Here is a 23,684-nt window from a genome sequence, read left to right as displayed (position 1 = left end):
GAAACTGTCAACCCGTGGAATCGTGAGGGCATGTCTGAATACACCGACGCCCATCGCCCGCTCTACGAGGTGAAGGCCAACCTCTTCAAGGGACTCGCCCATCCGGTGCGGGTGCGCGTGCTGGAGGTCCTCGCCGCCCGCGACGACGTGTCGGTGGCGGATCTCCTCGCCGACACCGGCCTCGAGGCATCCCACCTCTCCCAGCACCTGTCGGTGCTTCGCCGTCACAACCTGGTCGTCGCAGAGCGGCGCGCCAGCCAGGTCTTCTATCGTCTGGCCTACCCGAAGGTCGCCTACCTGCTCTCCATCTCCCGGGCGCTGCTGGTGGAGATACTGCAGACGACGCAGCAGCAGCTGGCGTCCACGGTGAGCATGGCCGAATTCTCCGACGACGATCGGCAACCATAGGAGCCCCATGCAACTGCAGCTACTGATAGACCGGATGATCGACCAAGCACTCGAGCTCGACCCGGCAGGCTCGTACAGCATCCTGATCGGCAACTCTCCGGCGACCGATCTGGACTGGCCGAAGGGCAAGAAGGTCTACCGCTGGTGCCCCGTCGTGCAGACGCGACTCGTGCCCAACTACACCGTGGTGCTCGCCCCCTCACCCGACAATCTCCGCACCAGCAACCTGATCGAGTTCCACGGCCGCATCCTCAACGGGGATGTCACGCGCTTCACGATCCGTCCGGTCTCGTCCGGCGTCCCGGCCCTGTCGTAGTTTCGGAATCGGCTGGCGGCGTTCCGTCGGCGGTCATGGCCACGATCTCGGGGGACTGAACCGCCTGGCTCGTCAGACCCGCTCGAAGACCGCCGCAAGACCCTGTCCGCCGCCGATACACATGGTCTCGAGCGCATACCGACCGCCGCTGCGCTGAAGTTGCCGCGCGAGTCCGGCGAGGATGCGCACCCCCGTCGCACCGATCGGATGCCCGAGTGAGATACCGCCCCCGTTCACGTTGACGCGTTCCCAGTCGGCATCCCCGAATCCCCATTCGCGCGTCACGGCGAGCACCTGCGCCGCGAAGGCCTCGTTGAGCTCGATGAGGTCGAGATCCGCCAGCTTCAGCCCGGCCCGCTCAAGCGCGAGCGCCGTCGACGGAACCGGGCCGATTCCCATCCGGGTGGGATCGACTCCCGCCCTCGCCCAGGAAACCAGGCGGATGAGCGGCACGAGTCCCAGTTGCTCCGCGCGCCGTGGCGTGGTCACGATGCAGGCGGCCGCTGCGTCGTTCTGCCCGCTGGAATTGCCCGCGGTGACGGTGGCGTCCGCATCACCCTTCATCACGGGTCGCAGAGCGGCGAGCGCCTCGGTGGTCGAGTCGGCGCGGGGATGTTCGTCGACATCCACCACCACATCGCCCTTGCGACCCTGCACTGTCACCGCCACGATCTCGTCGGCGAAGAGCCCGGCCCGCTGCGCCGCGACGGCCCGCTGGTGCGACCGCAGCGCGAGGGCATCCTGTTCTTCGCGCGGGATGCCGTAGTCGCGTCGCAGGTTCTCCGCGGTCTCGAGCATGCCTCCCGGTGTCGGGTGCAAACGCCCGCCGGCCGTGACGCGTCCGCGAGTGAGCGCGTCGTGCAGCATGAGCCCGGCGCCCGAGATACCACGCCGCCCCTCCACGGTGTAAAGCGGTGCGTTGCTCATCGATTCGACACCGCCGGCGATGACGAGTTCGCTCGCGCCGACCTGGATCTGCATCGCGGCATCCAGCACGGCCTGCAGGCCGGAGCCGCAGCGGCGATCCAGCTGGTAGCCGCCGACGGACACCGGGAGTCCCGCATCGAGCGCGGCAACCCGCGCGATGGGAGGCGCCTCGGACGAGGGATACCCCTGCCCGAAGATCACGTCGTCGACCTGGGCGCCGTCGAGTCCGATGCGCGCGACGAGTTCCTCGAGCACGCGGGTCGCAAGAGAGAGGGCAGAGACGGATGCCAGGGAGCCTCCGAACCTCCCGACCGGGGTGCGCAGCGGCTCGCAGATCACCACCTCGCGCAGTTCGGTCATCGCTCGAGCGCGATCGTGAGAGGTGCGCCGGTCGCCGCGACGACCTCGTCGACGGTGACCCCGGGTGAGGTCTCGACGAGCACGAGCCCGTCGGCGGTGACGTCGATGACCGCGAGTTCGGTGATGATGCGGTCGACGCAACGCACGCCGGTGAGGGGGAGGCTGCACGTCTCCACGATCTTCGCCGAGCCGTCTTTCGCCACGTGCTCCATGAGGGCGATCACGCGATCGGCGCCGTTGACCAGGTCCATCGCACCGCCCATGCCCTTGATGAGCTTGCCCGGCACCGCCCAGTTCGCGATGTCTCCGGTCACCGAGACCTGCATCGCGCCGAGTACGGCTGTCGCGATGCGACCGCCGCGGATCATTCCGAAGCTCGCGGCGGAATCGAAGTACGACGAGCCGGCGAGCACGGTCACCGTCTCCTTGCCCGCATTGATGAGCTTGGGATCCGCCTCCCCCTCCCACGGATAGGGCCCAACGCCGAGGATGCCGTTCTCGGAATGCAACACCACGGTCACGCCCTCCGGGATGAAGTTCGGGATGAGGGTCGGAAGCCCGATCCCGAGGTTCACATAGCTGCCATCGTGCAGCTCGAGTGCGGCCCGTGCCGCCATCTCGTCACGCGTGAGTGCCATCAGTTGTCTCCCCGCTGCCGCACTGTGGTCTTCTCGATCGGCAGCTCCGTCGCCTGCTCGGGAGTGAGTTGCACGATGCGGTCCACATAGATGCCCGGCAGATGCACCTGGTCGGGATCGAGTTCGCCCGGCTCGACGATCTCGTCCACCTCTGCCAGGGTGATCCGACCCGACATCGCGGCGAGAGGATTGAAGTTGCGGGCCGATCTCTCGAACACCAGGTTGCCGTGGCGGTCGCCTTTCGCGGCCCGTACGAGCGCGAAATCGGCTCGGATCGCCTCCTCGAAGACGTACTCGCGCTGCTCGCCGAGGGCGCCGAGCACGCGGGTCTCCTTCGCCGGGGACTGCACGGCCACGGTGCCATCCGCCGCGTACCTCCATGGCAGGCCGCCCTCGGAGACCATCGTGCCCACCCCGGTGGCGGTGAAGAATCCGGGGATGCCGACACCTCCGGCGCGCAGCCTCTCGGCGAGAGTGCCCTGCGGTGTCAGCTCGACCTCGAGCTCACCCCCGAGATACTGGCGGGCGAACTCCTTGTTCTCGCCGATGTACGACGCGATCACCCGATCGATGCGTCCGGCCGAGAGGATCTCGCCGAGCCCCCAGCCGTCCACGCCGCAGTTGTTGGAAATGACCTCGAGATGATCGGTGCCCTGCTCGAGCAGCGCCCGGATCAGCACGATCGGCACTCCGACGAGTCCGAATCCGCCGACCGCGATCATCGCTCCGCTCGGGATGTCGGCGACGGCATCGGCCGCCGAGGCGTAGGTCTTATCCATGGGTCTCCTTCGAGTCGAGTTCGGCAAAGATGTCTCGCGCGTGGATGGCCGGAGGCAGCCCGATGTGGAGCGCTGTGTGCCGCATCAGCACGGTGATCTCGCTACGCATGAGGCCCCCGGTGACATCTCGCCGTTGGCACCGATCTCGGCTGACGTGCGGAAGCGAGCAACCGACTGAGGGAGGATCGGACCGACCGTCTTCCTCGCAGTGCGGCGCTGGTCAGTCATCGATGATCTCCTCGTTGCTCGATCCGGATCGCCTTCGATCCGGTCAGCACGTTGTTCCAACGCTACCCTGTCGCCCACTCGGCCCGTGTCACCCGATGCCGTAGGGCGGCCGTTCACCCTCGACCTACCGCCCGAACAACTTCGACAGGAAGCCCCCACTCGCCGGCTCCTTCTCGTGCCCCTGGCACTGCTGACTCCTCGGCACATTCTTCATGACCTCGTCGACATGCTGGCCACAGCCCGCCCACGTCGTCTTGCCGCAGATACGGCAGGTGACAGCTCTGCACATTTCAATTTCCTTTCGATGCGGATGACTCGCTGGGCACACTATACCCCCGGGGGTATAGACTCAACCTCGGAGGCTCACATGAAAACAGTGGTTGTCGGTGGAGTTGCAGGCGGGATGTCTGCGGCTACGCGGTTGCGTCGGCTCGACGAGAGCATGGAGATCGTCGTGTTCGAACGAGGGCGATACGTCTCGTTCGCCAACTGCGGGCTGCCCTACTACGTCGGCGGGGTGATCGGCGACCGCGACTCGTTGCTGCTGCAGACCCCGCAGTCGCTCGCCTCCCGTTTCGCCCTCGATGTGCGGGTCGAACACGAAGTCACATCGATCGATCCCGACCGCAAGGTCGTGCACGTCACCGACCTGCGCAACGGCACATCCCACGAACAGTCTTACGACTTCGTCGTGCTTGCCGGCGGCGCCACCGCCTCGGCCGTCGACGGCGCCTCGGCTGTACCGAGCTTCACCCTCCGGAGCGTCGATGACGTCGATCACATCACAGCCACCCTGGCGACCGTCACCGGGCAGGCTCATGCCGTGGTCATCGGCGGCGGATTCATCGGCCTCGAGGCGGTCGAGAACCTGATCGGGCGCGGGGTGGCGGTCACCCTCATCCAGCGGGGCGCTCACGTCCTGTCCCCCCTCGATCGCGAGATGGCGGCGCCGGTTCTCACTGTGCTCCGCCAGCACGGTGTCGACGTGCGCACAGACACGACCGTGGTGTCCGCCTCCGACGGCTTCGTGCTGTTGGATGACGGATCCCGGGTGCGCGCAGACCTCGTGATCGAGGCGAGCGGCGTTCGACCAGAGTTGTCCGTGGCCCGCAGCGCCGGCCTGACCATCGGACCGACCGGAGGCATCGCCGTCGACCGGCGGCAGCGCACAAGCGACCCGTCGATCTTCGCCGTGGGTGACGGGGTCGAGAAGATTGACGCCGTCGACGCCTCCCCCACCCTGGTCACGATGGCCGGACTGGCGAATCGTCATGGGCGGGCGGCGGCCGACGCCATCGCGGGCCACGCCGAGCCGGCCTGGCCGGCACTCGGCACCTCGATCGTCGGGGTCTTCGAACTCACCATCGCCATGGTCGGCTGGAGCGAGAAGCGCCTCACCTCCGCTGGCCGCGCACACCGGGTCATCCACACGCATCCCGCCTCCCACGCCACCTACTATCCCGGCGCCGAGACAATGGCCCTCAAACTCCTCGTCGACCCGCAGGACGACTCGATCCTCGGCGCGCAGATCGTGGGCGGTTCGGGTGTGGACAAACGGATCGACGTGATCGCGACGGCCATGGCCGGCGGGCTCACCGCATCCGCCCTCGCCCACCTGGAACTCGCCTACGCGCCGCAGTACGGCTCCGCCAAGGACGCGGTGAATATGGCGGGCTATGTGGCCGACAACCTCGCGACCGGAATGACGAGATCGGTGCAATGGCACGAACTGGACGCACTTCGCGGCAGCGGAACGGTGCTCGTGGATGTGCGGACCGCGTCGGAATTCGCCGCCGGTTCCATCCCGGGCGCTGTCAACATCCCGCTGGACGAGCTTCGGCTGCGTCACGTCGAATTGGCGGACCGCCCGCTCATCGTGCACTGCCAGGTCGGCCAGCGCGGGCACACCGCGACTCGCCTGTTGACCCAGCTCGGACATGACGTGAGAAACCTCGACGGCGGCTACAAGACCTGGGTCGCAGGCGTTTCCACCGTCGATCGCGAACCCACTCCAACACTCGCGTGAACAACCATCCAGGAGATACCGAATGAAGACAGCTGCCTCCCTGCCCGTGGCCGAGACTGAGACTGAGACCGAGACCGAGACCGCGGAGTCCGCTGCCGAGACGAAGAAGATACTCAATCGATTGCGGAGGGCACAGGGACAGCTCGCCGCCGTGATCGCCGCCGTCGAGAACGGCGGCGACTGCAAGACGGTCGTCACCCAACTCGCGGCGGTGTCCAGTGCGCTCGACAAAGCAGGATTCACCATCGTTTCCTCCGCAATGCGCCGCTGCATCGCCACCCCCGAGGATCCGGACAACACGCTCACCGTCGATGAACTCGAGAAGCTCTTCCTCACGCTCGCCTGAGTCTCGGGCTCGAAAGGGCGGATGGACGATGCTGGATCAGGCGGGGTGAGGGAGACTGAACCCAGCTCTCCTCGAAAGGCGTCCCGATGACGGTTCTGACCAGCATCCCCAGTCCCCCTTATGCGTGGTCTCAGTTCCACCTGGGGCCGCTGACCGTTCACACTTATGCGATCTGCATCCTGACCGGCATCGTCGCGGCCGTCATCATCACCCAGCGCCGACTGAGCAACCGGGGTGCTGAGCCGGGGGTCGTGCTCGACATCATCATCTGGGCGGTGCCGATCGGCATTGTGGGGGCGCGCTTTTATCATGTGTTCACCCACATCGGCGATTACTTCTTCCCTGGTGCGAACCTCTGGAACGTGTTCGCGATCTGGGACGGCGGCAACGCGCTGTACGGGTCGCTGCTCGGCGGCGCCCTCGGCGCCTTTATCGGCTGCCGGCGCCACGGCATCCGCTTCTGGTCGTTCGCCGACGCTCTCGCCCCGGCGATGCTCGTCGCTCAATCCCTCGGCCGCTTCGGCAACTACTTCAACCACGAGCTCTTCGGGCTGCCGACCACGCTTCCGTGGGGACTTCAGATCGAAGCGACCAATGCCAAGTTCCCGCCCGGGCTCGCCGCCGGCACCCTGTTCCACCCGCTCTTCCTGTACGAGATCATTTGGAACCTGATCGGTGTCGGGATCATCCTGCTGGTGGAGCGCAAGCTGCACCTGCGCTGGGGCCGGGCCTTCGCCGTCTACCTCATCTGGTACGGCCTCGGCCGCAGCTGGCTCGAGGCGATTCGCATCGACCCGACGAGCGACGGATTCCTCGGGATCCCCGCCAATGTCTGGGCGTCGTTCGTCGCGGTCGCTCTCGGCATTGCGCTCTTTGTCATCCAGAACCGACGCCACCCCGAACCCGAACGTTCGGTCATCCGCGACGGATGGATCCCTCGCGCGATGCGTGGCGCCACGCCCGCCGAAGCACACGGACCGAGCACATCCGAACAATCCGTGGAGCCCACCTCCCGGCGGTGATGCTCAGGCGACCCCGGTGACTCTCCACCGCGCCAGGAGGTAGCTCACGGTGACGGCTCCGGCCACACACAGCATGGTCGGCACCAGGAGGGCGGGCCCCTGGTTCGTGAACTCGATCACGAGCACGATCGCGGTGAAGGGAGCCCGCATGGTGGAGGCGAGAAAGGCCGCCGCCGCGACGAAAGCGAATGCCGCAACCGGGCCGCCCGGCCAGGCGAGCTCCCAGAGTCCGCCGAGTGCGGCACCGAGGCTGGCGCCGATGGCGAGCGACGGTGTCAGCGTGCCACCCGCGGCGCCGCTTCCGATCGTCGCAGTGGTGGTGACGAGCTTGACCAGGGCGAGCACCCCGAGAATGCCGAAAGGCGCGAGGCCCGAGAAGGCAGTCTGGCCGAGCGCTCGCCCGTTGCCCAGCACCTCGGGAAACCACAGGGCGATCACCCCGACGATCGTGAACACGGCCGGCATCACGAGGAGGATCCCCCAGGATCGCGGCCGCAGCCGTTCCGCCACCCGCACCAGCCGAACGAATCCCACGGCGGCGAACCCCAGCAGCGGGCCGGCGATCAGCGCCCAGACGAACAGCGACGGGGTCAGGTCGAACCGCGGCACCTCGTAGAGCGGTGTGGTGGGTACCGCGATCCGGGCGACGATGGCCGCCGTCGCCAGGGCAGGCAGGGCGGTGGCGAAACTGATCTCTGCCAGCAGGATCTCCACGGCGAAGAGCGCACCACCGAGCGGAACGCTGTACACCGCGGCGAGTCCGGCGCCGGCACCGCAGGCGATCAGGATGCGACGTTCACGAGCGGTGACTCCGCTCTTCTCGCTCAGCCAACCCGCGATGGCTGCACCGAGTTCGCGCGGCGCCACCTCCCGGCCGATCGACGCCCCGAGTCCGACGATGATCACCTGGAGCCCCGCGTTCGCGAGGGTCGAGAGTGCCGGCATCCGTCCACCGTCCATGCTCCGCTCGACGGAGACGACCGCGGCACCCCAGCGGCGCAGCGACCACCACCCCACGCCCCCGATCAGCCCGGCGACCGCCAGCGCTGAGACCCGCAGTCCGGGAGACGCCTGGCTGACGCCGTCGAGGAACGTGCCGGAGGAATAGCCGTAGGCGAGGTGTTCGATCTCCCGCAGGGCGAGGCTCACCAGGAGGCCGCTCACCCCGGCACCGATACCGACGAGCGCGGTGACCGCCACGAGGCGGAACGCCCACGCGACGGAGGGACGGCGCGCAGGGGTCACCTACTGATCATAGCCACCCTCCTCCCGCCTCGGCGCTGACCGGATGGCCGAAGAAAAATAACCCCGAAATCACGAAGATCTCGGGGTTATTTCGAAGTGCGGAGCCGGTGGGATTTGAACCCACGGTACCCTTACGGGTACTCCACCTTAGCAGGGTGGTGCACTAGGCCGAACTATGCGACAGCTCCAGGTAGTCGACTGCAATCATAGCGGCACCGGGAGCGGCGGCCCATTCGACCCCCTGAACTGGGGAAGCATCCACCCCCGGACTGGGGAGCCGATTCACCGTCTGCGATGCCCGACGCCGACTTAGAGTGAGGTTCAGAGCCCGCATCACTGCGCTCAGAGAGCAGATGAGGGGGGCCATCATGTTTTCCCCGTCCCTCACCGCGGCCGGACCCGCCATCGGCATCCTGATCATTGCGATCGGCGTCGTGTTGCTGGTCGCCGCGGTTCTGCTACTCCGCTATCTCGGCCGCGAAGACAGGTAATGCCCTAGTTGTTCACCTTGGAACAGGTGTAGTCGGCCGCGGTCTGTCCGAGCACGCCCGTCAGAGCATCCGCCGGCGGGGTCGAGGCACTCGCGGAAGCCGATGGCGCCGGGGCCGTCGACGCCGGAGGTGCTGGAGTGGCGCTCGGGTCCGCGACGGATCCGCGACCCGTGCCGGAGTCGAGCGAGAACGGCTCATCAGCTTTGATCTTGGCGAAGAGTGCAGCCGCGATGTCCTTCAGCGGAGCCACCTTGCCCGAGTAGACCCCGCCGACGCCGGTAGTGCCCGGATACTGCACGAAGGTGATGCGGTCGAGCGGGATGCCCTTCAACACGAGCGCGAGTGACGCCATCGTGTTCACGTTCTTCAGGCTGTTGGACAGCGTCATGTTCTGGCTGGCCGCCGTGGCGATGCCATACAGCTTCGTGAAATTCGTGAGGGTGTCGTTGCTCTTCACAGTGCGCACGAGCGAGGAGAGGAACACCTGCTGCGAGCTGATGCGACCGAGGTCGCTTCCGTCTCCGACGCCGTGGCGACTGCGCAGGAAGGCGAGGGCATCCGCTCCGGCCAGGGTGTAGGTGCCCGCCTTCGGAAGATTGATGCCGCTGTACTTGTCGATGAGGGGACCGTTGATGCACACGGGCACTCCGCCCACCGCTGTCGACATCTGGATGACGCCCTGGAACGTGATGAGCGCAGCGAACGGGATGTCGAGGCCGGTGAGCGTCTCCACGGTGAGCACGGTGCAGGCCAGCCCGCCGTATGCGAGGGTGTTGTTGATCGGCTGGGCAGACATGGCGTTGTAGTTGCCCTTGCCGTCCTCGCGGGGGCAGGCGGGGATCGGCACCACCATGTCGCGGGGAATACTCACGGCGACCGCGTTGGACTGGTCCTCCGACACGTGCACCAGCATGGTGACGTCATTGAGCACCCCGTCGTCTTTACCGAACTGCGCGCCCTGGCCCGCGCGAGTGTCGCTTCCGACGATCAGCATGTTGAAACCGCCATCGAACGATCCGAGGTCTGGCGGCGGACCCTGCGTCTCTCCGGGAAGGGCGACGGACTTGATGTTGTTCGTGATCTGGGTGACGGCGATTCCGGCGACGGATGCCGCGCTCACGGCGACCACCGCGAGCGCCGCTCCCACGAACTTGAGCACCGTCACGGCCGGGCGGGAGCGCCGGAGCTGGCCGTGCCGCGCGATGCCGTCGATCGAGCGGGAACGAGGACGCAGGTCGCTCATGGCGGATCCTTTCGGCGAGGCCGTGCTGGGCGCGGGGCAGGGGAGTCGAGTCTGGAGGAGTTTACATGGGCACGATTCGTGCCCGGCCTGCGGCACCGGAACGGCGGTTCAGCCCTGAGATCGGCTGCGGAGCAGACCCTCGACGAGGGCAGGGCTCAGTTGGCGTGCCCATCGCTGGTAGGACATCGCGTCGTACAGTCGGGGTTCGGGCGAAGCGTGCCCGATCTCGAATTCGAGGGTGGTGACGTTCGGCTCGTTCTGCACGACCCGCCTGGTTTCCCGATTGAAGGCGTGCGCCCGGGCCTCTGCCCGGCGAGCCGGGCGACGGCGAAAGAGCGGGAAGGCGGTCGGATCCGCGATCGCAATGAGAAAGACCTGCCCGCCGGGCAACATGCGCTCCTGAAGCAGCCTGAGGGTCGCTAAGAGGCTCTGTCTCCAGTTGCGCCGGGAGGTGAACCCGAAGGCGTCGTTGACCCCCACGCGAGGATGACCGCCGCATAGCCACTCAGGTCGATGCTGCGCAGGTGGGCGGGCGCGTGTGTGAGAAGAAGAGAGGGGATGGGAATGACATCCAGCACGACCCCATGCTCGGTGGCCGCCGCCAGATAGCGCGCGAGATGCCCACCCACCCCGAGCGAATGACTCGCAAGGCCGTAACCGCTCACGACGCCGGATCCCGCGAGCAGGATCCGGTACGGGTCCGCACCGTCGATGACGATCCTCGGAGAGTCCGCTGGCGCAGGGAGCGAGCCGAACCCACCCTGCCGCAGTGCCACGACGTTGGTGAGGGTGACAGCGACAGATTCGCGGAGGATGCGACGCGAAACCGGCTCGCTCATGACGCTCCCGCGCGCGACTCCCGCGGTGAGTGCGTCGGGAAACGCGACATGGCTCGACTCCGCTTCATCGGTGAATCGCCGGATGCACCGGATGCATGCTCCGGTTCGAGCGTAGTTTAGTTCAATTTGCCAACTACTCGATGATAGAGGTGCTTTCGCCTCTGCAATCGAACCGAAATCCGCGCGACAGGTCGCACCAGACACCCCTATGCTGGGGCGACCCTTCTGCCGCCGTCCACCGCCGGGAGCACCATGATCGTTCCATCCGCCAGAGCCGTCGCGACCTTCGCCGTGCTCATGCTCGGCGCCGCGGCACTCAGTGGCTGCACCGGCGGTTCGCCGCCCCCGCCCGCACCCTCAGTCTCGACCGTGCCGTCGGCGACACCATCGCCCTCGACCACCCCGGGGGTGGTCGTCGACTTCCCCCGCAAGTGCGCCTCGATCATCCCGGACGCCGCCTACACCGCGACCTTTGGTGACACCCCGCTCAACGATCCCGGGGTCGTCGATGCAGAGGATGCCGACACTGTCACCCCGACGCCATCGCCGCCCGGCTCGCCGGCCGGCACCGTTCTCGCCAATGCCGTCGAACTTCACTGCGTGTGGCGCGATCCCGGCGCAGACATCACCTACCTCGAGGTGACGATGGCACACACCGACCGCATGCTGGCGCTCGGCTACCTCGCCGAACTGGCCGGTAAGAACTACAGCTGCACCGACACGCTGGGCGGCCGATCCTGCACCCTCGTGAAGCCGAACGAGCAATACCCGGTGGATGAGGGCTACACCAGTTTCGTGCGTGACAACGTGTACGTCTCCATCTCGGAGGCCAACTTCGCCTCACCGAAGCTGCTCTCCGACCTCGTGGCAGTGCTCTGGAAGTAGCCCGGTGGGGGGTCGGCGGCGGGGGTTACCCTTCCGACATGACCCAGTGCGTGGCGGACGACCGCGGCCCGTGCCGCTCCGAGGCGGATCCCGCCGCCCCTCTCGGCCTATGCCGCGAACACCTTCTCGTGGCCCACGACTGGGTGGTGCAGACTGTCGGCGTGACGGACCGGCTGCCGTCGCCCTGCCTCGCCTGCGGATCACGACTCGGTGTGCGTTACCCCTCGGGCTGGCTCTGCGCCATCTGCGAGTGGAAGGTCGGCGACCTGCCCGACCAAGACGCGTCGACACTGCGTGTGGATGTCGTCTACTACATCCTGTTCCGCGGCCGCATCAAGATCGGCACCTCGGGCAATCCGCGAAGCCGGCTCGCGAGCCTGCCCTGGGAGGAGGTCCTGGCCTTCGAGCGGGGCGACCGTCTGGTCGAACAGCGGAGGCACCTGCAATTCGCGAGCCACCGCATCCCGCGCACCGAATGGTTCGAGCGACACGACGCGCTGCTGCAGCACATCGACGAGCTGCAAGCCGGAGTGGATGATCCGTGGGCACAGTATGCGCTCTGGGTCAGTCGACGGGTGGCGCTGCTCTGACCTGGGCCCCGGCCCAGCGGTTCTGGTTATTGTGGGGATATGGCTTTCGTCTCCGAATTGTTCGATCCCACCGTCTGGCGCGAGGTCGACGGCTTCGGCGAACTCACCGACATCACCTACCATCTCGACGCCGAGGGCCAGGTCGCGCGCATCGCGTTCAACCGACCCGAGGTGCGCAACGCCTTCCGGCCGCAGACTGTGGATGAGCTCTATCGCGCACTCGACCACGCCAGGCAGAACACGGGCGTCGGTGTCGTTCTCCTCACCGGCAATGGTCCGAGCCACAAAGACGGCGGCTGGGCATTCTGCTCCGGCGGCGACCAGCGCATCCGCGGTCGGGACGGCTACCAGTATGCGGACGGCAGCGCATCCACCGGCCGCCTCCACATCCTCGAGGTGCAGCGCCTCATCCGCACGATGCCCAAAGTCGTGATCGCGGTGGTTCCGGGCTGGGCTGCCGGCGGCGGGCACTCGCTCCACGTCGTCTGCGACCTCACGATCGCGAGCGCCGAGCACGGCCGCTTCAAGCAGACGGATGCCGACGTCGGGTCGTTCGACGGAGGCTACGGCAGCGCCTACCTCGCCCGGCAGGTCGGGCAGAAGTTCGCGCGGGAGATCTTCTTCCTCGGCCAGGAGTATTCCGCCCAGCGCGCCTACGACATGGGGGCGATCAACGCCGTCGTGCCGCACGCCGAGCTCGAGACCACCGCCGTGGAGTGGGCGCGAACCATCCTCGGCAAGTCGCCCACGTCCATCCGCATGCTCAAGTTCTCGTTCAACGCGGTCGACGATGGGCTCGCCGGCCAGCAGGTGCTCGTCGGCGAAGCCACACGTCTCGCCTATGGCACAGACGAGGCGGTGGAGGGCAGGGACGCCTTCCTCGAGAAGCGCGACCCCGACTGGTCGCCGTACCCCTGGCAGTTCTAGCGGGCTGGCAGTTCTAGCGACCCACGCGTCCGAAGTTGCCCGCGATCGAGCGCAGCACTATCGGTTTCGCGCCAATCCACGCGGCCACCATCAGCACGATCGACGCGGCGAAGATCCAGAATCCGGCCCAGCTGTAGCCGTTGTTGACCGCGTACATGTGATTGAGATTGTTGATCGCGCCAGTGGCGAGCACGAGAGTCACGTGCACGACGATGAAGGCCACGAAGAACACCATCACCGGAAAGTGGATCGCGCGCGCGACCGGGAGCGGAAAGACCCGGTCGATCGGCTTGAAGCGGGCGGCGAGTCCCGGTGACATGCGGATGCCCGTCACCAGGGCGAGCGGTGCGGCGATGAAGACGACCAGGAAGTAGCTGAGCACCTGCAGCGCGTTGTAGTTCACCCAGCCGTTCTCGGCCGGCCAGTTGAGGGAGGCGTACTGGAGGCCTGCGGAGATGGCGTTGGGGAAGACGTCCCAGCGGGTGGGGATGATGCGGGTCCACTGCCCAGTGGAGAAGATGAGCACGTAGAACAACGCGCCGTTGATGAGCCACAGCGTGTCGATCGAGATGTGCATCCACAGGTTGAGGCTGATGCGCACCGGCTGTCCCGGGGTCTTGATCAGGCCGGAGTTATTGCGGGTCCAATAGGCATCCGGTCGTTTCGTCGTGCGCACGAGCCAGCCGCTGCGGATGATGAACAGCAAAAAGAAAGCATTGAGCCCGTGCTGCCAGGCCAGCCAGGCGGGGAATCCGACCGGGGCGAAAGACGGCAATTGCGAGGCACCCGGAAACGACCTGAGGAACGACTGGCCACCATCCGAGGCACGGATGCCCCGGGCGGCGAGCACGAGCAGGAAGAGCCCGACGAGCACGACGGGCACGATCCAGACCAGTTTGAACCACCGGCTCTCGCGAAAGCCGGACATCGTCTCTGCGAGTGCCATCACTCTGCGCGTTTGCCGAGGGCGTCGATGAGCTGCGGCACCACGGTGAACACGTCGCCGACGATACCGAAGTCTGCGATATCGAAGATCGGCGCGTCGGCATCCTTGTTGATGGCCACGATCGTCTTGGCGGTCTGCATCCCCGCCCGGTGCTGGATCGCCCCGGAGATTCCCAACGCGACATAGAGCTGGGGCGAAACGGTGATGCCGGTCTGGCCGACCTGGCTGGTCTGCGGCACGTAGCCCGCGTCGACTGCCGCCCGGGATGCACCGACCGCGGCGCCGAGTGCGTCGGCGAGTTGCTCCACCAGCACGAAGTTGGCCTGCGAACCGAGTCCCCGACCCCCGGAGACCACGCGGGTCGCGCCTCTCAGCTCGGGACGGTCCGTTGCGACGACGACGGCGTGCACCGCGTCGATCACAGCGGCCGGTTCGGCGTCGACGGTGATCGCTTGCGTCGTGAGGGCAGGGGAAGCGGCTTCGGCACGAGCATCGATAGCGCCCTGGCGCACGGTGACGATCGCGGGTCCCCCTCCGGGCACCGTGGCCTCGACGGTGTACGCCCCGCCGAACACGGAATGGGTGGCGATGACGGCGTCGCCGTCGGCGCGCACGTCGACGACATCCACCAGCAGGCCCGTCGCAAGGCGCACGGCGAGCCGTCCGGCGATCTCTCGACCGTCGATCGAGTGGGCGAGCACGATCGCCGACGGCTGAAGCGCTGCAGCCGCCGCTTCTAGCGCGGCAATGTGTGGGGCGATGAGCAGGCTGCCGACCTGGTCGGTCTCCGCAACATAGACCTGGGCCGCACCCAGCGCGCCGAGCTGCGAGGACATCGCAGCCCCGTCGCCGGGAGCCGCGACGACCACCGCGACGGGCGTGCCGAGTTTGGCGGCGGCGGCGATCAGCATCGCTGCGGTGTTGCGGATCTCGCCGCTGGCGGAGGTCTCGATGAAGGCGAGTGCAAGTGACATGGTGATTCCCCGGCTCAGATCAGGCGTCCGGCGGCGAGGAACTCTGCGAGCTCGTTGCCGGCGTTCCCCTCATCGACGATCTTCTTTCCGGCGGTGCGCGCCGGGCGCTCGGTCGTGCTGGTGACTTCGGTGCTCGGCGCGACTCCGGAGGAGTCGAGCCCGAGATCGGCGAGAGTCCAGACATCCAGCGGCTTCTTCTTCGCCTTCATGATGCCCTTGAAGTTGGGAAAGCGCGCCTCTGCGGATGCCTCGGTGACCGAGATCACCGCGGGCAGCGAGGCATGCACGGCCACGGTGCCGTGCTCATCGCCCCGCACTCCGCTGATACCGTCCGCCGCGAATTCCACCGAGTCGAGATAGGTCATGCTCGGCAACCGGAGGTGCTCGGCGATCATGGCCGGGATGACGCCGCCCCGGCCATCCGTCGCTTCGTTTCCAGCGATCACGAGGTCGAAGCCGCTCTTGGTGATGGCGGCAGCGAGCACCGCGGCCGTGCGAGACAGGTCGGAACCGGACAGGGCTTCGTCTTTCACGTGAAGAGCGGCATCCGCCCCCATCGCCAAGGACTTGCGAAGGATCTCGGTGACGGTCGAGGGGCCCATCGAGAGCGCGATGACCTCGGCGTCGTGAGAGTCCTTGTACTGGAGGGCGACTTCGAGCGCGCGCTCGTCGATCTCGTCGATGACGGCGTCACTCGCCGAGCGATCCAATTGACCCGTCGAGGTGTCGAGCTTTCGCTCGCCCCAGGTATCGGGCACCTGCTTCACCAGCACGATGATCTTCATTGATTGGCCCATTCCTCGAATACGAAGCGATCTTACGTGGCCGATACCCCCGGTGCGATGTGGTTGCACCTCCGACCATATACAACTAGTTCCTAGTAGTTTAGATCCCGATACCCTGCGGATAGCACGGACGGGAGGATCCAGCGATGCCAGGTTCGACCCCCCTCTCCAGCGATCCCATCGCCGAGGCGAAACGCCAGTGGCTGAGCCACGGCTGGGCCGGAGCCGCTGACGGCATGGCGGCCGTGACTTCCCTGATGCGCGCCCAGCAACTGATGCTCGGTCGGGTGGAGGGCACTCTGAAGCCGTTCGGGCTCTCATTCGCCCGCTTCGAGATGCTCACACTGCTCAGCTTCACCAAAGACGGCCAGCTGCCCATGGCCAGCGCCGGCGCGCGGCTGCAGGTGCATCCGACCAGCGTCACGAACACCGTCGACCGGCTCGAGCGCGACGGCCTGGTGACCCGATCCGCTCATCCGACCGACGGCCGTGCCACCATTGTCACGATCACGCCGGCCGGGCGCGAGGTCGTCGCGGGGGCGACCCCCGCCCTCAACTCCACGGTCTTCGAACAGCCGGGGATGTCGGGGCAGGACCTCTCCGAGCTCATCCGTATCCTCGCGCGCTTCCGGCGTCAGGCCGGCGACTTCGTGGACCCCCCGGTGCCGCCGGATCCGCTGTAGTCGCTTCGGTCGGGGCCGGTCGCTTCGGTCGAGGTCGAAGGAGCGCTTGCTCGGGGTCTGCGGAGGGCTAGGGATTCGAACCCTAGAGACATTTCTGCCCACCAGTTTTCAAGACTGGCTCCATCGGCCGCTCGGACAGCCCTCCTGAAGTACGGATCGAGCTTAGCCGACAGGCCGACCGCCGCGGCTCGGCGCGGTTCAGCACGACGCGGCTCAGCACGGCATCCGGTATCCATTCGACTCGGGAGACGATGCGGGTTTTGAGACTCCAGGTCGCATCTACTCCCGACTCGTTTACGAGCGGGCGCCTAAGGAAGAATGCGCCCGCGCGCCCACACCGGGGCACCCATTCAGAACGTGCGGAACAGCTCCGCGATGCCGTCGTCGAGATCCGAGAGCGTGACCTCATTCGCGACGGCGAGCACCTCATCCGGAGCCTGGCCCATCGCGACCCCGCGGCCCTCTCCGGATGCCCAGCGCAGCATGTCGATGTCGTTGCGCCCATCGCCCACCGCGATCACTCGCGAGCGCGGGATGTCGAGCCACTCGCGCACCCGCTCGAGGGCGGTCGCCTTGTTGACGCCATCCGGAGCGATGTCGAGCCAGGCCGTCCAGCCCACGTTGTAGGTGACCTTGTGCAGCCCCATCTTCTCCACGATGGAGAGGAAATCCTCGATCTGGTGCTCGGGAGAGATGACGACGACGCGCGTCGCCAGGTGTGCGCCGAGCTGCTCGAACGGCACCTGCTCGCTCGTGGCTCCGAGGGTCGAGTCCGGGAAGGAGCCGGTGTAGCGGTAGAAGCCCTCTTCGTCTTCCACCGCATAGCTCGCACCGCTGAGACTCTCGCGGATGGTGGCGAGCACCTCGGTCGGATCGAACGCGTCGACGGCGATGCGCGAATAGCCGCTTGGCGCATCGGCATCGCGCCCGAGGGTGATCGCGCCGTTGGAGCAGACCACGTAGCGGGGGGTCAGCTGGAACTTCTCCAGCACCGGAAGGGTCATCGACACCGATCGCCCGGTGGCGAGCATCACCTCGTGGCCCGCATCGCGCACGCGCTGAACCTCGGCGATGACATCCTCAGAGACGACACCGTCCTCGCGCATCAGGGTGCCGTCGATATCGAGCGCGACCAACCAGGAATCTGTCACGCGACCGGCTCCATCACTTCGAGGCCGCCGAGGTACGGCTGCAGGGCGGGCGGCACGCGCACCGAGCCATCCTCCTGCTGGTGGGTCTCGAGAATGGCGACGAGCCAGCGTGTGGTGGCCAGCGTGCCGTTCAGTGTGGCGACGGGCGTGGTCTTGCCCGATTCGAGGCGGTAACGGATGTCGAGGCGCCGCGCCTGGAAGGTGGTGCAGTTGCTCGTGGACGTGAGCTCGCGGTATTCGCCCTGCGTCGGCACCCAGGCTTCGATGTCGAACTTGCGGGCGGCGCTGGATCCGAGATCCCCGGCTGCGACGTCGATCACGCGATAGCTGAGGCCGCACGCCTGCAGCATCGACTCCTGGAACGAGACGAGCTTGTCGTGCTCGGCCTCGGCGTTCTCGGGCAACACATAACTGAACATCTCGAGCTTGTTGAACTGGTGCACCCGCAGGATGCCGCGGGTATCGCGCCCGCCGGACCCGGCCTCGCGGCGATAGCAGGTGGACCAGCCGGCGTAGCGGGCGGGGCCGGCCGAGAGGTCGAGGATCTCGTCGGAGTGGAATCCGGCGAGCGCCACCTCGCTGGTGCCGGTGAGATAGAGGTCGTCGGCGGGCAGGTAGTAGATCTCGTCGGAGTGGGCGCCGAGGAATCCGGTGCCGTCCATGATCTCCGGCCGCACCAGAGTCGGCGTGATGAGCGGCTCGAAGCCCTCGGACAGTGCCTTGTCGAGGGCGAGGTTCATCAGCGCGATCTCGAGGCGCGCGCCGATGCCGCGCAGGAAGTAGAAGCGGCTGCCCGAGACCTTTGCACCCCGGGTCATGTCGATGGCTCGGAGCTTCTCACCGAGCTCGAGGTGATCCCGCGGCTCGAAGTCGAACACCGGCTTGTCGCCGACCTCCCGAAGGGTGACGAAATTCTCTTCGCCGCCGGCCGGTACGCCGTCGATGATGGGGTTGGCGATACCGCGCACCGAGCGGGTGAATTCCGCCTCGGCATCCGCGGCGACCTGGGCGAGTTCCTTTACGCGGGCGGCCAAGCCCTGGGCCTCGCCGAGAAGACGGGTCTTCTCCTCACCGGTCGCCTGGGCCACTTGCTTGCCCAGGGTCTTCTGAGTCGCCCGGAGGCTCTCCGACTCGGAGATGGCGGACCGTCGCTTCACGTCGGCGTCCACGGCCACGTCGACGAGCCCGCCGGACTCACCTCGCGCCCGCTGCGATGCCTTGAAAACCTCGGGATTGTCACGGAGAAGCTGCGGATCAATCACGCCCCCAGTCTATTGAGCAATGCCGTACCGTAGAGCACGTGACCGCCGCCCCGCAGCCCGAAGACCGCCATGCCGCCGTCATCTACAACCCGATCAAGGTAGACCTGGCGAAGCTCGAAGCACACGTCGCCGAGGCCGAGGCCGCTGCGGGCTGGGGAACGACCCAGTGGCATCCCACGTCGGTGGAGGATGCCGGGCAGAGCGTGACCAAGACGGCGCTCGAGCAGGGCGCCGCCGTCGTGCTCGCGGCCGGTGGGGACGGCACCGTCCGCGCGGTGGCCGAGGCCCTGCGTGATTCCGGCGTGCCGATCGCTCTCATCCCCTCGGGCACAGGCAACTTGCTCGCCCGCAACCTCGAGCTCACCCTCACCGACCAGGTTGCATCGATCGGGGCCGCATTCACCGGGATCGACCGCCCCATCGACCTCGGGATCGCCGAGATCAAACGGGCCGACGGCACTTCGGAAGAGCATGCCTTCCTCGTGATGGCGGGACTCGGCCTCGATGCGAAGATGATCGCCCTCACCAACCCCAAGCTCAAGAAGGCGGTCGGATGGCTCGCCTACATCGATGCCGGAGTGCGAGCGCTCCCCGATCTCAAGCCCGTGAAGTTGCGCTTCAGCATCGACGGGGCGCCGGAGCGCACGACGAGCGTTCACACGATCATCGTCGGCAATTGCGGGGCCCTGCCCGGAGGCATCCTGCTGATGCCGGATGCGAAGCCCGACGACGGCGTGCTCGACATCGCCGCGCTCAAGCCGAGCGGGCCGTTCGGCTGGGTGAAGGTGTGGAACAAGGTCGCCTGGGAGAACGGCGTGCTGCGCAAGAGCGCACTCGGCCGATCCATCATCGATCTGACAACGGACGTGAAAGACGTGCTCTACGCGACCGGCAAAGACCTGCGGATGATCGTGGAGCAGCCTCAGGAGTTCCAGCTCGACGGCGATGAGTTCGGCGAGGCGAAGTCAGTGCATGCCTGGGTGGACCCGGGAGCACTCACGGTGAAGGTTCCGGCGTAGGGTCTTCGTCGCCGGGAGATGCTCCGGCCCATCGGACTGCTCGCAGGAAGAGGAGTCCGGCGGCCGAGGCCAGGCCGACGAGGGCGAAGATCGACGCCGCCGATGACGCGATCTGCGCCCAGACCAGCGGCCACGGCACCTCGGAGCCGGTGTTGCTGAAGCTCTGCGGAGAATTGGCGTTGTACCAACAGAGTGCCACTGCGCCCACGAGAAGGATCCCGACGCTCGCTATGAGCACGCGTTCCGCGGCTCTCATGGGCGCTGGCGTCTTCGCACCGCGAGCCAGAATCCGTAGCCGACCAGGGAGCCCAGACCGACGGTGACCAGCGGGGCCGCGAAGACGTACGACAGCACACCGCTGAATCGCCTCTCGACGGAATTGTCGGACCCGAAGGCGCCGGAGTACGACCAGACGAACTGGGAGACCAGCAGCCACGTGCCGAGGATCACGAACCCGAGCGCGACCACCGGGATCACGAGCGCGTAGGGGTTTCGGCGCCGCTCGGTCTGCTCCGGCTCGGCGACCTCCGGCTCGACCAGCCGCGGGTCGACCGCGATGACGGATTCGACTACAGATTCGACTGCGACAGTCGCGGCGGGAGGCATCCCGACCTTGGCCGAATCATCCACGACCGGCATCGAGGCGGCAGGGATCGACGCCGCGGACCCGCGGTAGCCGCGCTGGAATTCCGGCCGGTAGCGAGGATCGATAGACGGTGATTCGCTCTCCATGCCCCCATCATGCTCGACTCTCGAGCGATCGTCACGACGCCGAGCCGCCCGAACGGAGCCGCCCGCGAACACGCTCGCGCTCAGGACTCCAGTGAATCAAGCCACTCCCGCGCCGCGGTGAACGCCCGATCGTCGTAGCGCGGAGTGACCGTGATGGCCAGCTTGTCGGCGCGGGGATACGACCCGAGGAAGGTCACGTTCGGGCTGAATCGTTTGAGTCCGAGCAGGGCATCCGCCACCCGTTCGTCGTGGAGGTGCCCGTCGAGGTCGATCACGAAACGGTAGCGCCCGAGGGCGTCGCCGATCGGGCGGGAAGCGAGCAGGCTCATGTTGACCCCGCGGGTGGCGAACTGCTCGAGCATCTCGAGCAACCGGCCGGCCGTGTCATCCGGCAGCTCCACGATCACGCTGGTCTTGTCAGAACCGGTGGGCGCGGGCAGCCGGGTCGTGCGGCTCACGAGCACGAACCGGGTGACGGCGTGGGGGTTGTCGCCGATCTCGCGGGCGAGAACATCAAGCGGGTAGTGGTCGGTGATCCCGGGGGGCGCGATCGCGGCATCCGCCGTCGTGTCCGACAGCAGGGAGGCCGCGGCGGCCACGTTGGAGGTAGCCGGGAGGTGGCCGTGCTTCGGCAGGGTCGCATCGAGCCAGAGGTGACACTGCGCATAGGCGACCGGATGGGCGTTGACGACCCGCACATCCTTCAAGTGGGTGCCGGGCCGGGCCACGAGCACGAAGTTCACCGGCACGAGGTACTCGCCGATGATGCGAAGGTTCGGGATGCTGGCGAGCGCATCCTGGCTCGCACTCACCCCGCCTTCGATCGAGTTCTCGATCGCGATCATCGCCGCTGTGCTGCGCCCCGAGACGACGTCGTCGAGGGCCTGGCCGACGTTGTTGACCGGCTGCCAGGTCTTGCCCGCGGCGTCCGCCACCTGGGCGAGCGCGGCCTCGGTGAAGGTGCCAGCGGGGCCTAGGTACGAGTAGCTGTCGTCGGCGTTCGTCGGATGCGGCATAGCGCCGAGCTTATTGGCTCGGCCCGTCGTCACCCTCCCTCGCCCGGCGTAACTCCTGCAGTTGGCGGCGCAGCACCGGGTGCCCCCCGGAGAGGCGGGCGCCGGGCGCAGCCGAGGCGCAGACTGCAGGAGTTGTGCAAGGAGCGGAATGCCAGCTGCGCCTATGGCGACCGGCCGTCGGATGACAGACTTGGCGCATGAATGCACGCGCTGGCCAGCCCGCCAAGGAATCCGATCTCGTCGACCTCACCGCGCTTCATGCGGCGTATTACGAACTGGTGCCGGATGTGAGCATCGCGGAGCAGAAGGTGGTGTTCGGCACCTCCGGGCATCGCGGCTCGAGCCTCGACAGCGCGTTCAACGAGACGCACATCGCGGCGATCACCCAGGCGATCGTTGAGTACCGCGCCGGCCAGGGCATCACCGGGCCGCTCTTCATCGGCGGGGACACCCACGCGCTCAGCCGCCCGGCTCAGACGACCGCCCTCGAGGTGCTGGTCGCCAACGGAATCGACGCGCTCGTCGACGAGTTCGACGACTTCGTGCCGACGCCTGCGCTCAGCCACGCGATTATCAAGTACAACGCCTCCGGGCCGGCGGCACAGGCCGATGGCATCGTCGTGACCCCCAGTCACAACCCGCCCCGCGACGGCGGCTTCAAGTACAACCCGCCCCACGGCGGACCGGCCGACAGCGACGCCACCAACTGGATCGCGAACCGCGCCAACGAGATCATCGCCGAGGGCAGTCACGCCGTGAAGCGAGCCGAGCCTTCCGGCGTCGGCACCTACGACTACCGCGGCAACTACGTGAACGACCTCGAGAACATCATCGATGTCGAAGCGATCAAGAAGGCGGGGGTGCACATCGGCGCCGATCCGCTCGGGGGCGCGAGCGTTCACTACTGGAGCGCGATCGCCGAGCGCTACGGACTGGACCTCACGGTCGTCAATCCCGGAGTCGACCCGCAGTGGGGATTCATGACGCTGGACTGGGATGGCAAGATCCGCATGGACCCGTCCTCGGCATCGGTCATGGCGAGCGTGCTCGTGCACAGGGACGACTACGACGTGGTCACCGGCAACGACGCCGACGCCGACCGTCACGGAATCGTGACCCCGGATGGCGGCCTCATGAACCCCAATCACTACCTGGCCGTCGCGATCCAGTACCTCTACAGCCACCGGCCACAGTGGGATGCGGATGCCGCGATCGGCAAGACCCTCGTCTCGAGCTCGATGATCGACCTCGTCGCCGAGTCCATCGGTCGCCGACTCTGGGAGGTGCCGGTGGGCTTCAAGTGGTTCGTGCCCGGACTCGTCGACGGATCCGTCGCCTTCGGGGGCGAGGAGTCGGCCGGGGCGAGCTTCCTGCGCAAGGACGGCACGGTGTGGACCACCGATAAGGACGGCATCCAGCTCGCGCTTCTCGCGAGCGAGATCATCGCCGTCACCGGCAAGTCGCCGAGTCAGCTGTATACCGAGCTCACCGAGAAATACGGTTCGCCCGCCTACGAGCGGGTGGATGCGGTGGCAAGCAAGGCGCAGAAGGCCGCGCTGGGCAAGCTGAACGGCTCCGCGATCGAGGCGACGGAACTCGCCGGCGAGACGATCATCGCGAAGCTCAGCGAGGCGCCGGGCAACGGTGCGGCGATCGGTGGGGTCAAGGTCGTGACGGAGCACGCGTGGTTCGCCGCCCGGCCGAGCGGCACTGAAGACGTGTACAAGATCTATGCCGAGTCGTTCCTCGGGGCGGAGCACCTCAAGCGGGTGCAGGCCGAGGCGAAGACCATCGTGGATGCGGCGCTGGGCGGCTGAACCCCAGACCGAGCGATACCGGGGCGAAC

28 protein-coding genes and 2 tRNA genes are annotated in these 23,684 nt (G+C 67.0%); 12 read left to right on the top strand and 18 right to left on the bottom strand.

The features are described from left to right. The first annotated feature begins 30 nt into the window (after positions 1-30). Positions 31-408: a metalloregulator ArsR/SmtB family transcription factor gene (locus F1C58_RS01015; RefSeq protein WP_185202205.1), complete on the top strand. Its 378-nt coding sequence runs from the start codon at positions 31-33 to the stop codon at positions 406-408. A gap of 7 nt (positions 409-415) precedes the next feature. Next, positions 416-724, top strand: coding sequence for a hypothetical protein (locus F1C58_RS01010; RefSeq protein ID WP_185202204.1), 309 nt, complete (start codon positions 416-418; stop codon positions 722-724). Positions 725-796: 72 nt separating this feature from the next. On the opposite strand, the gene F1C58_RS01005 is transcribed toward F1C58_RS01010, so the two are convergent. From F1C58_RS01005 to F1C58_RS16915, 4 genes are all read right to left on the bottom strand, one after another. Further along, positions 797-2,011 (bottom strand): acetyl-CoA C-acetyltransferase, encoded by a 1,215-nt coding sequence (locus tag F1C58_RS01005; RefSeq protein ID WP_255461189.1) that lies wholly within the window; start codon positions 2,009-2,011, stop codon positions 797-799. Beyond that, a complete protein-coding gene (locus F1C58_RS01000; RefSeq protein ID WP_185202203.1) occupies positions 2,008-2,649 on the bottom strand; it encodes a 3-oxoacid CoA-transferase subunit B in 642 nt (213 codons plus the stop codon). The genes F1C58_RS01005 and F1C58_RS01000 overlap by 4 nt, the downstream gene beginning before the upstream one ends. Next, entirely contained in the window at positions 2,649-3,428 is a 780-nt protein-coding gene (locus F1C58_RS00995; RefSeq protein ID WP_185202202.1) for a CoA transferase subunit A, read from the bottom strand. The genes F1C58_RS01000 and F1C58_RS00995 overlap by 1 nt, the downstream gene beginning before the upstream one ends. Before the next feature lie 352 nt (positions 3,429-3,780). Further along, positions 3,781-3,945, bottom strand: coding sequence for a DUF2076 domain-containing protein (locus tag F1C58_RS16915; protein WP_255461188.1), 165 nt, complete (start codon positions 3,943-3,945; stop codon positions 3,781-3,783). A gap of 78 nt (positions 3,946-4,023) precedes the next feature. On the opposite strand from F1C58_RS16915, the gene F1C58_RS00990 reads away from it, so the two are divergent. The 3 genes from F1C58_RS00990 to lgt all read left to right on the top strand — a co-directional run bounded on the left by F1C58_RS00990 (position 4,024) and on the right by lgt (position 7,050). Further along, positions 4,024-5,682, top strand: coding sequence for an FAD-dependent oxidoreductase (locus F1C58_RS00990; protein WP_185202201.1), 1,659 nt, complete (start codon positions 4,024-4,026; stop codon positions 5,680-5,682). 22 nt (positions 5,683-5,704) lie between these two features. Continuing rightward, positions 5,705-6,028 carry a metal-sensitive transcriptional regulator gene (locus F1C58_RS00985; RefSeq protein ID WP_185202200.1) on the top strand — a complete coding sequence of 108 codons (324 nt, stop codon included), beginning with the start codon at positions 5,705-5,707 and terminating at the stop codon, positions 6,026-6,028. Between the two features lie 86 nt (positions 6,029-6,114). Further along, complete coding sequence (lgt, locus tag F1C58_RS00980; RefSeq protein WP_185202199.1) at positions 6,115-7,050, top strand: prolipoprotein diacylglyceryl transferase; 936 nt, start codon at positions 6,115-6,117, stop codon at positions 7,048-7,050. A 3-nt stretch (positions 7,051-7,053) separates the two neighbouring features. On the opposite strand, the gene F1C58_RS00975 is transcribed toward lgt, so the two are convergent. Next, positions 7,054-8,295, bottom strand: coding sequence for a chloride channel protein (locus F1C58_RS00975; RefSeq protein WP_185202198.1), 1,242 nt, complete (start codon positions 8,293-8,295; stop codon positions 7,054-7,056). 99 nt (positions 8,296-8,394) lie between these two features. Next, a tRNA-Ser gene (locus F1C58_RS00970) sits at positions 8,395-8,483 on the bottom strand. Positions 8,484-8,663: 180 nt separating this feature from the next. Here F1C58_RS00970 and F1C58_RS16910 point away from each other — a divergent pair. Then, on the top strand, positions 8,664-8,786 hold the full coding sequence (locus tag F1C58_RS16910) for a hypothetical protein (RefSeq protein ID WP_255461187.1): 123 nt from the start codon (positions 8,664-8,666) through the stop codon (positions 8,784-8,786). 4 nt (positions 8,787-8,790) lie between these two features. Here the strand turns inward: F1C58_RS16910 and F1C58_RS00965 are convergent, their stop codons facing one another. The 3 genes from F1C58_RS00965 to F1C58_RS00955 all read right to left on the bottom strand — a co-directional run bounded on the left by F1C58_RS00965 (position 8,791) and on the right by F1C58_RS00955 (position 10,868). After that, entirely contained in the window at positions 8,791-10,029 is a 1,239-nt protein-coding gene (locus F1C58_RS00965; protein ID WP_185202197.1) for an LCP family protein, read from the bottom strand. Between the two features lie 108 nt (positions 10,030-10,137). Then, entirely contained in the window at positions 10,138-10,422 is a 285-nt protein-coding gene (locus tag F1C58_RS00960; RefSeq protein WP_185202196.1) for a hypothetical protein, read from the bottom strand. Positions 10,423-10,448: 26 nt separating this feature from the next. Further along, positions 10,449-10,868: a hypothetical protein gene (locus F1C58_RS00955; RefSeq protein WP_185202195.1), complete on the bottom strand. Its 420-nt coding sequence runs from the start codon at positions 10,866-10,868 to the stop codon at positions 10,449-10,451. 252 nt (positions 10,869-11,120) lie between these two features. Between F1C58_RS00955 and F1C58_RS00950 the strand changes: the two genes are divergently transcribed. From F1C58_RS00950 to F1C58_RS00940, 3 genes are read left to right on the top strand one after another with little or no spacing between them, the layout of a single operon-like run. Then, positions 11,121-11,753, top strand: coding sequence for a hypothetical protein (locus F1C58_RS00950; RefSeq protein WP_185202194.1), 633 nt, complete (start codon positions 11,121-11,123; stop codon positions 11,751-11,753). Between the two features lie 38 nt (positions 11,754-11,791). Then, on the top strand, positions 11,792-12,343 hold the full coding sequence (locus F1C58_RS00945; RefSeq protein ID WP_185202193.1) for a GIY-YIG nuclease family protein: 552 nt from the start codon (positions 11,792-11,794) through the stop codon (positions 12,341-12,343). A gap of 39 nt (positions 12,344-12,382) precedes the next feature. Continuing rightward, positions 12,383-13,270, top strand: coding sequence for a 1,4-dihydroxy-2-naphthoyl-CoA synthase (locus tag F1C58_RS00940; RefSeq protein WP_185202192.1), 888 nt, complete (start codon positions 12,383-12,385; stop codon positions 13,268-13,270). Between the two features lie 13 nt (positions 13,271-13,283). Here F1C58_RS00940 and F1C58_RS00935 read toward each other — a convergent pair whose 3' ends face one another. From F1C58_RS00935 to F1C58_RS00925, 3 genes are read right to left on the bottom strand one after another with little or no spacing between them, the layout of a single operon-like run. After that, positions 13,284-14,216 carry a cytochrome b/b6 domain-containing protein gene (locus F1C58_RS00935; protein WP_185202191.1) on the bottom strand — a complete coding sequence of 311 codons (933 nt, stop codon included), beginning with the start codon at positions 14,214-14,216 and terminating at the stop codon, positions 13,284-13,286. Continuing rightward, positions 14,216-15,190, bottom strand: coding sequence for an electron transfer flavoprotein subunit alpha/FixB family protein (locus F1C58_RS00930; protein WP_185202190.1), 975 nt, complete (start codon positions 15,188-15,190; stop codon positions 14,216-14,218). The genes F1C58_RS00935 and F1C58_RS00930 overlap by 1 nt, the downstream gene beginning before the upstream one ends. Positions 15,191-15,204: 14 nt before the next feature. After that, positions 15,205-15,975 (bottom strand): electron transfer flavoprotein subunit beta/FixA family protein, encoded by a 771-nt coding sequence (locus tag F1C58_RS00925; protein WP_185202189.1) that lies wholly within the window; start codon positions 15,973-15,975, stop codon positions 15,205-15,207. A 146-nt stretch (positions 15,976-16,121) separates the two neighbouring features. Between F1C58_RS00925 and F1C58_RS00920 the strand changes: the two genes are divergently transcribed. Next, positions 16,122-16,658 carry a MarR family winged helix-turn-helix transcriptional regulator gene (locus F1C58_RS00920; protein WP_185202188.1) on the top strand — a complete coding sequence of 179 codons (537 nt, stop codon included), beginning with the start codon at positions 16,122-16,124 and terminating at the stop codon, positions 16,656-16,658. Positions 16,659-16,718: 60 nt separating this feature from the next. Here the strand turns inward: F1C58_RS00920 and F1C58_RS00915 are convergent. From F1C58_RS00915 to serS, 3 genes are all read right to left on the bottom strand, one after another. Next, positions 16,719-16,803: transfer RNA gene (locus tag F1C58_RS00915), tRNA-Ser, on the bottom strand. 205 nt (positions 16,804-17,008) lie between these two features. Continuing rightward, positions 17,009-17,809 (bottom strand): HAD family hydrolase, encoded by an 801-nt coding sequence (locus F1C58_RS00910; RefSeq protein ID WP_219732009.1) that lies wholly within the window; start codon positions 17,807-17,809, stop codon positions 17,009-17,011. Continuing rightward, complete coding sequence (gene serS, locus F1C58_RS00905) at positions 17,806-19,071, bottom strand: serine--tRNA ligase (RefSeq protein ID WP_185202187.1); 1,266 nt, start codon at positions 19,069-19,071, stop codon at positions 17,806-17,808. Before serS ends, F1C58_RS00910 begins: the two co-directional genes overlap by 4 nt. A gap of 38 nt (positions 19,072-19,109) precedes the next feature. Here serS and F1C58_RS00900 point away from each other — a divergent pair, with 38 nt between their 5' ends. Continuing rightward, a complete protein-coding gene (locus F1C58_RS00900) occupies positions 19,110-20,090 on the top strand; it encodes a diacylglycerol kinase family protein (protein ID WP_185202186.1) in 981 nt (326 codons plus the stop codon). Here the strand turns inward: F1C58_RS00900 and F1C58_RS00895 are convergent. From F1C58_RS00895 to pheA, 3 genes are all read right to left on the bottom strand, one after another. Beyond that, positions 20,068-20,346: a hypothetical protein gene (locus F1C58_RS00895; protein ID WP_185202185.1), complete on the bottom strand. Its 279-nt coding sequence runs from the start codon at positions 20,344-20,346 to the stop codon at positions 20,068-20,070. The genes F1C58_RS00900 and F1C58_RS00895 overlap by 23 nt on opposite strands. Beyond that, positions 20,343-20,822 (bottom strand): hypothetical protein, encoded by a 480-nt coding sequence (locus F1C58_RS00890; RefSeq protein WP_185202184.1) that lies wholly within the window; start codon positions 20,820-20,822, stop codon positions 20,343-20,345. The genes F1C58_RS00895 and F1C58_RS00890 overlap by 4 nt, the downstream gene beginning before the upstream one ends. Before the next feature lie 80 nt (positions 20,823-20,902). Next, entirely contained in the window at positions 20,903-21,838 is a 936-nt protein-coding gene (pheA, locus tag F1C58_RS00885; RefSeq protein ID WP_185202183.1) for a prephenate dehydratase, read from the bottom strand. 197 nt (positions 21,839-22,035) lie between these two features. Between pheA and pgm the strand changes: the two genes are divergently transcribed. Next, entirely contained in the window at positions 22,036-23,655 is a 1,620-nt protein-coding gene (gene pgm, locus F1C58_RS00880; protein ID WP_185202182.1) for a phosphoglucomutase (alpha-D-glucose-1,6-bisphosphate-dependent), read from the top strand. Positions 23,656-23,684 lie beyond the last annotated feature (29 nt).

Origin of the sequence: Glaciihabitans sp. INWT7 (assembly GCF_014217685.1) — a bacterium.
Classification (GTDB): domain Bacteria; phylum Actinomycetota; class Actinomycetes; order Actinomycetales; family Microbacteriaceae; genus Lacisediminihabitans.
The sequence above is the reverse complement of the archived record's forward strand: the minus strand, read 5'-3'. Positions and strand labels throughout refer to the sequence as shown.

What these genes read in the sequence shown, in the direction of transcription:
- F1C58_RS01015 (WP_185202205.1), top strand. Translation starts at nt 31, where the DNA reads ATGTCTGAATACACCGACGCCCATCGCCCGCTCTACGAGGTGAAGGCC.
- F1C58_RS01010 (WP_185202204.1), top strand. Translation starts at nt 416, where the DNA reads ATGCAACTGCAGCTACTGATAGACCGGATGATCGACCAAGCACTCGAG.
- F1C58_RS01005 (WP_255461189.1), bottom strand. Translation starts at nt 2,011, where the DNA reads ATGACCGAACTGCGCGAGGTGGTGATCTGCGAGCCGCTGCGCACCCCG.
- F1C58_RS01000 (WP_185202203.1), bottom strand. Translation starts at nt 2,649, where the DNA reads ATGGCACTCACGCGTGACGAGATGGCGGCACGGGCCGCACTCGAGCTG.
- F1C58_RS00995 (WP_185202202.1), bottom strand. Translation starts at nt 3,428, where the DNA reads ATGGATAAGACCTACGCCTCGGCGGCCGATGCCGTCGCCGACATCCCG.
- F1C58_RS16915 (WP_255461188.1), bottom strand. Translation starts at nt 3,945, where the DNA reads ATGTGCAGAGCTGTCACCTGCCGTATCTGCGGCAAGACGACGTGGGCG.
- F1C58_RS00990 (WP_185202201.1), top strand. Translation starts at nt 4,024, where the DNA reads ATGAAAACAGTGGTTGTCGGTGGAGTTGCAGGCGGGATGTCTGCGGCT.
- F1C58_RS00985 (WP_185202200.1), top strand. Translation starts at nt 5,705, where the DNA reads ATGAAGACAGCTGCCTCCCTGCCCGTGGCCGAGACTGAGACTGAGACC.
- lgt (WP_185202199.1), top strand. Translation starts at nt 6,115, where the DNA reads ATGACGGTTCTGACCAGCATCCCCAGTCCCCCTTATGCGTGGTCTCAG.
- F1C58_RS16910 (WP_255461187.1), top strand. Translation starts at nt 8,664, where the DNA reads ATGTTTTCCCCGTCCCTCACCGCGGCCGGACCCGCCATCGGCATCCTG.
- F1C58_RS00965 (WP_185202197.1), bottom strand. Translation starts at nt 10,029, where the DNA reads ATGAGCGACCTGCGTCCTCGTTCCCGCTCGATCGACGGCATCGCGCGG.
- F1C58_RS00960 (WP_185202196.1), bottom strand. Translation starts at nt 10,422, where the DNA reads ATGTTGCCCGGCGGGCAGGTCTTTCTCATTGCGATCGCGGATCCGACC.
- F1C58_RS00955 (WP_185202195.1), bottom strand. Translation starts at nt 10,868, where the DNA reads ATGAGCGAGCCGGTTTCGCGTCGCATCCTCCGCGAATCTGTCGCTGTC.
- F1C58_RS00950 (WP_185202194.1), top strand. Translation starts at nt 11,121, where the DNA reads ATGATCGTTCCATCCGCCAGAGCCGTCGCGACCTTCGCCGTGCTCATG.
- F1C58_RS00945 (WP_185202193.1), top strand. Translation starts at nt 11,792, where the DNA reads ATGACCCAGTGCGTGGCGGACGACCGCGGCCCGTGCCGCTCCGAGGCG.
- F1C58_RS00940 (WP_185202192.1), top strand. Translation starts at nt 12,383, where the DNA reads ATGGCTTTCGTCTCCGAATTGTTCGATCCCACCGTCTGGCGCGAGGTC.
- F1C58_RS00935 (WP_185202191.1), bottom strand. Translation starts at nt 14,216, where the DNA reads ATGGCACTCGCAGAGACGATGTCCGGCTTTCGCGAGAGCCGGTGGTTC.
- F1C58_RS00930 (WP_185202190.1), bottom strand. Translation starts at nt 15,190, where the DNA reads ATGTCACTTGCACTCGCCTTCATCGAGACCTCCGCCAGCGGCGAGATC.
- F1C58_RS00925 (WP_185202189.1), bottom strand. Translation starts at nt 15,975, where the DNA reads ATGAAGATCATCGTGCTGGTGAAGCAGGTGCCCGATACCTGGGGCGAG.
- F1C58_RS00920 (WP_185202188.1), top strand. Translation starts at nt 16,122, where the DNA reads ATGCCAGGTTCGACCCCCCTCTCCAGCGATCCCATCGCCGAGGCGAAA.
- F1C58_RS00895 (WP_185202185.1), bottom strand. Translation starts at nt 20,346, where the DNA reads ATGAGAGCCGCGGAACGCGTGCTCATAGCGAGCGTCGGGATCCTTCTC.
- F1C58_RS00890 (WP_185202184.1), bottom strand. Translation starts at nt 20,822, where the DNA reads ATGGAGAGCGAATCACCGTCTATCGATCCTCGCTACCGGCCGGAATTC.
- pheA (WP_185202183.1), bottom strand. Translation starts at nt 21,838, where the DNA reads ATGCCGCATCCGACGAACGCCGACGACAGCTACTCGTACCTAGGCCCC.
- pgm (WP_185202182.1), top strand. Translation starts at nt 22,036, where the DNA reads ATGAATGCACGCGCTGGCCAGCCCGCCAAGGAATCCGATCTCGTCGAC.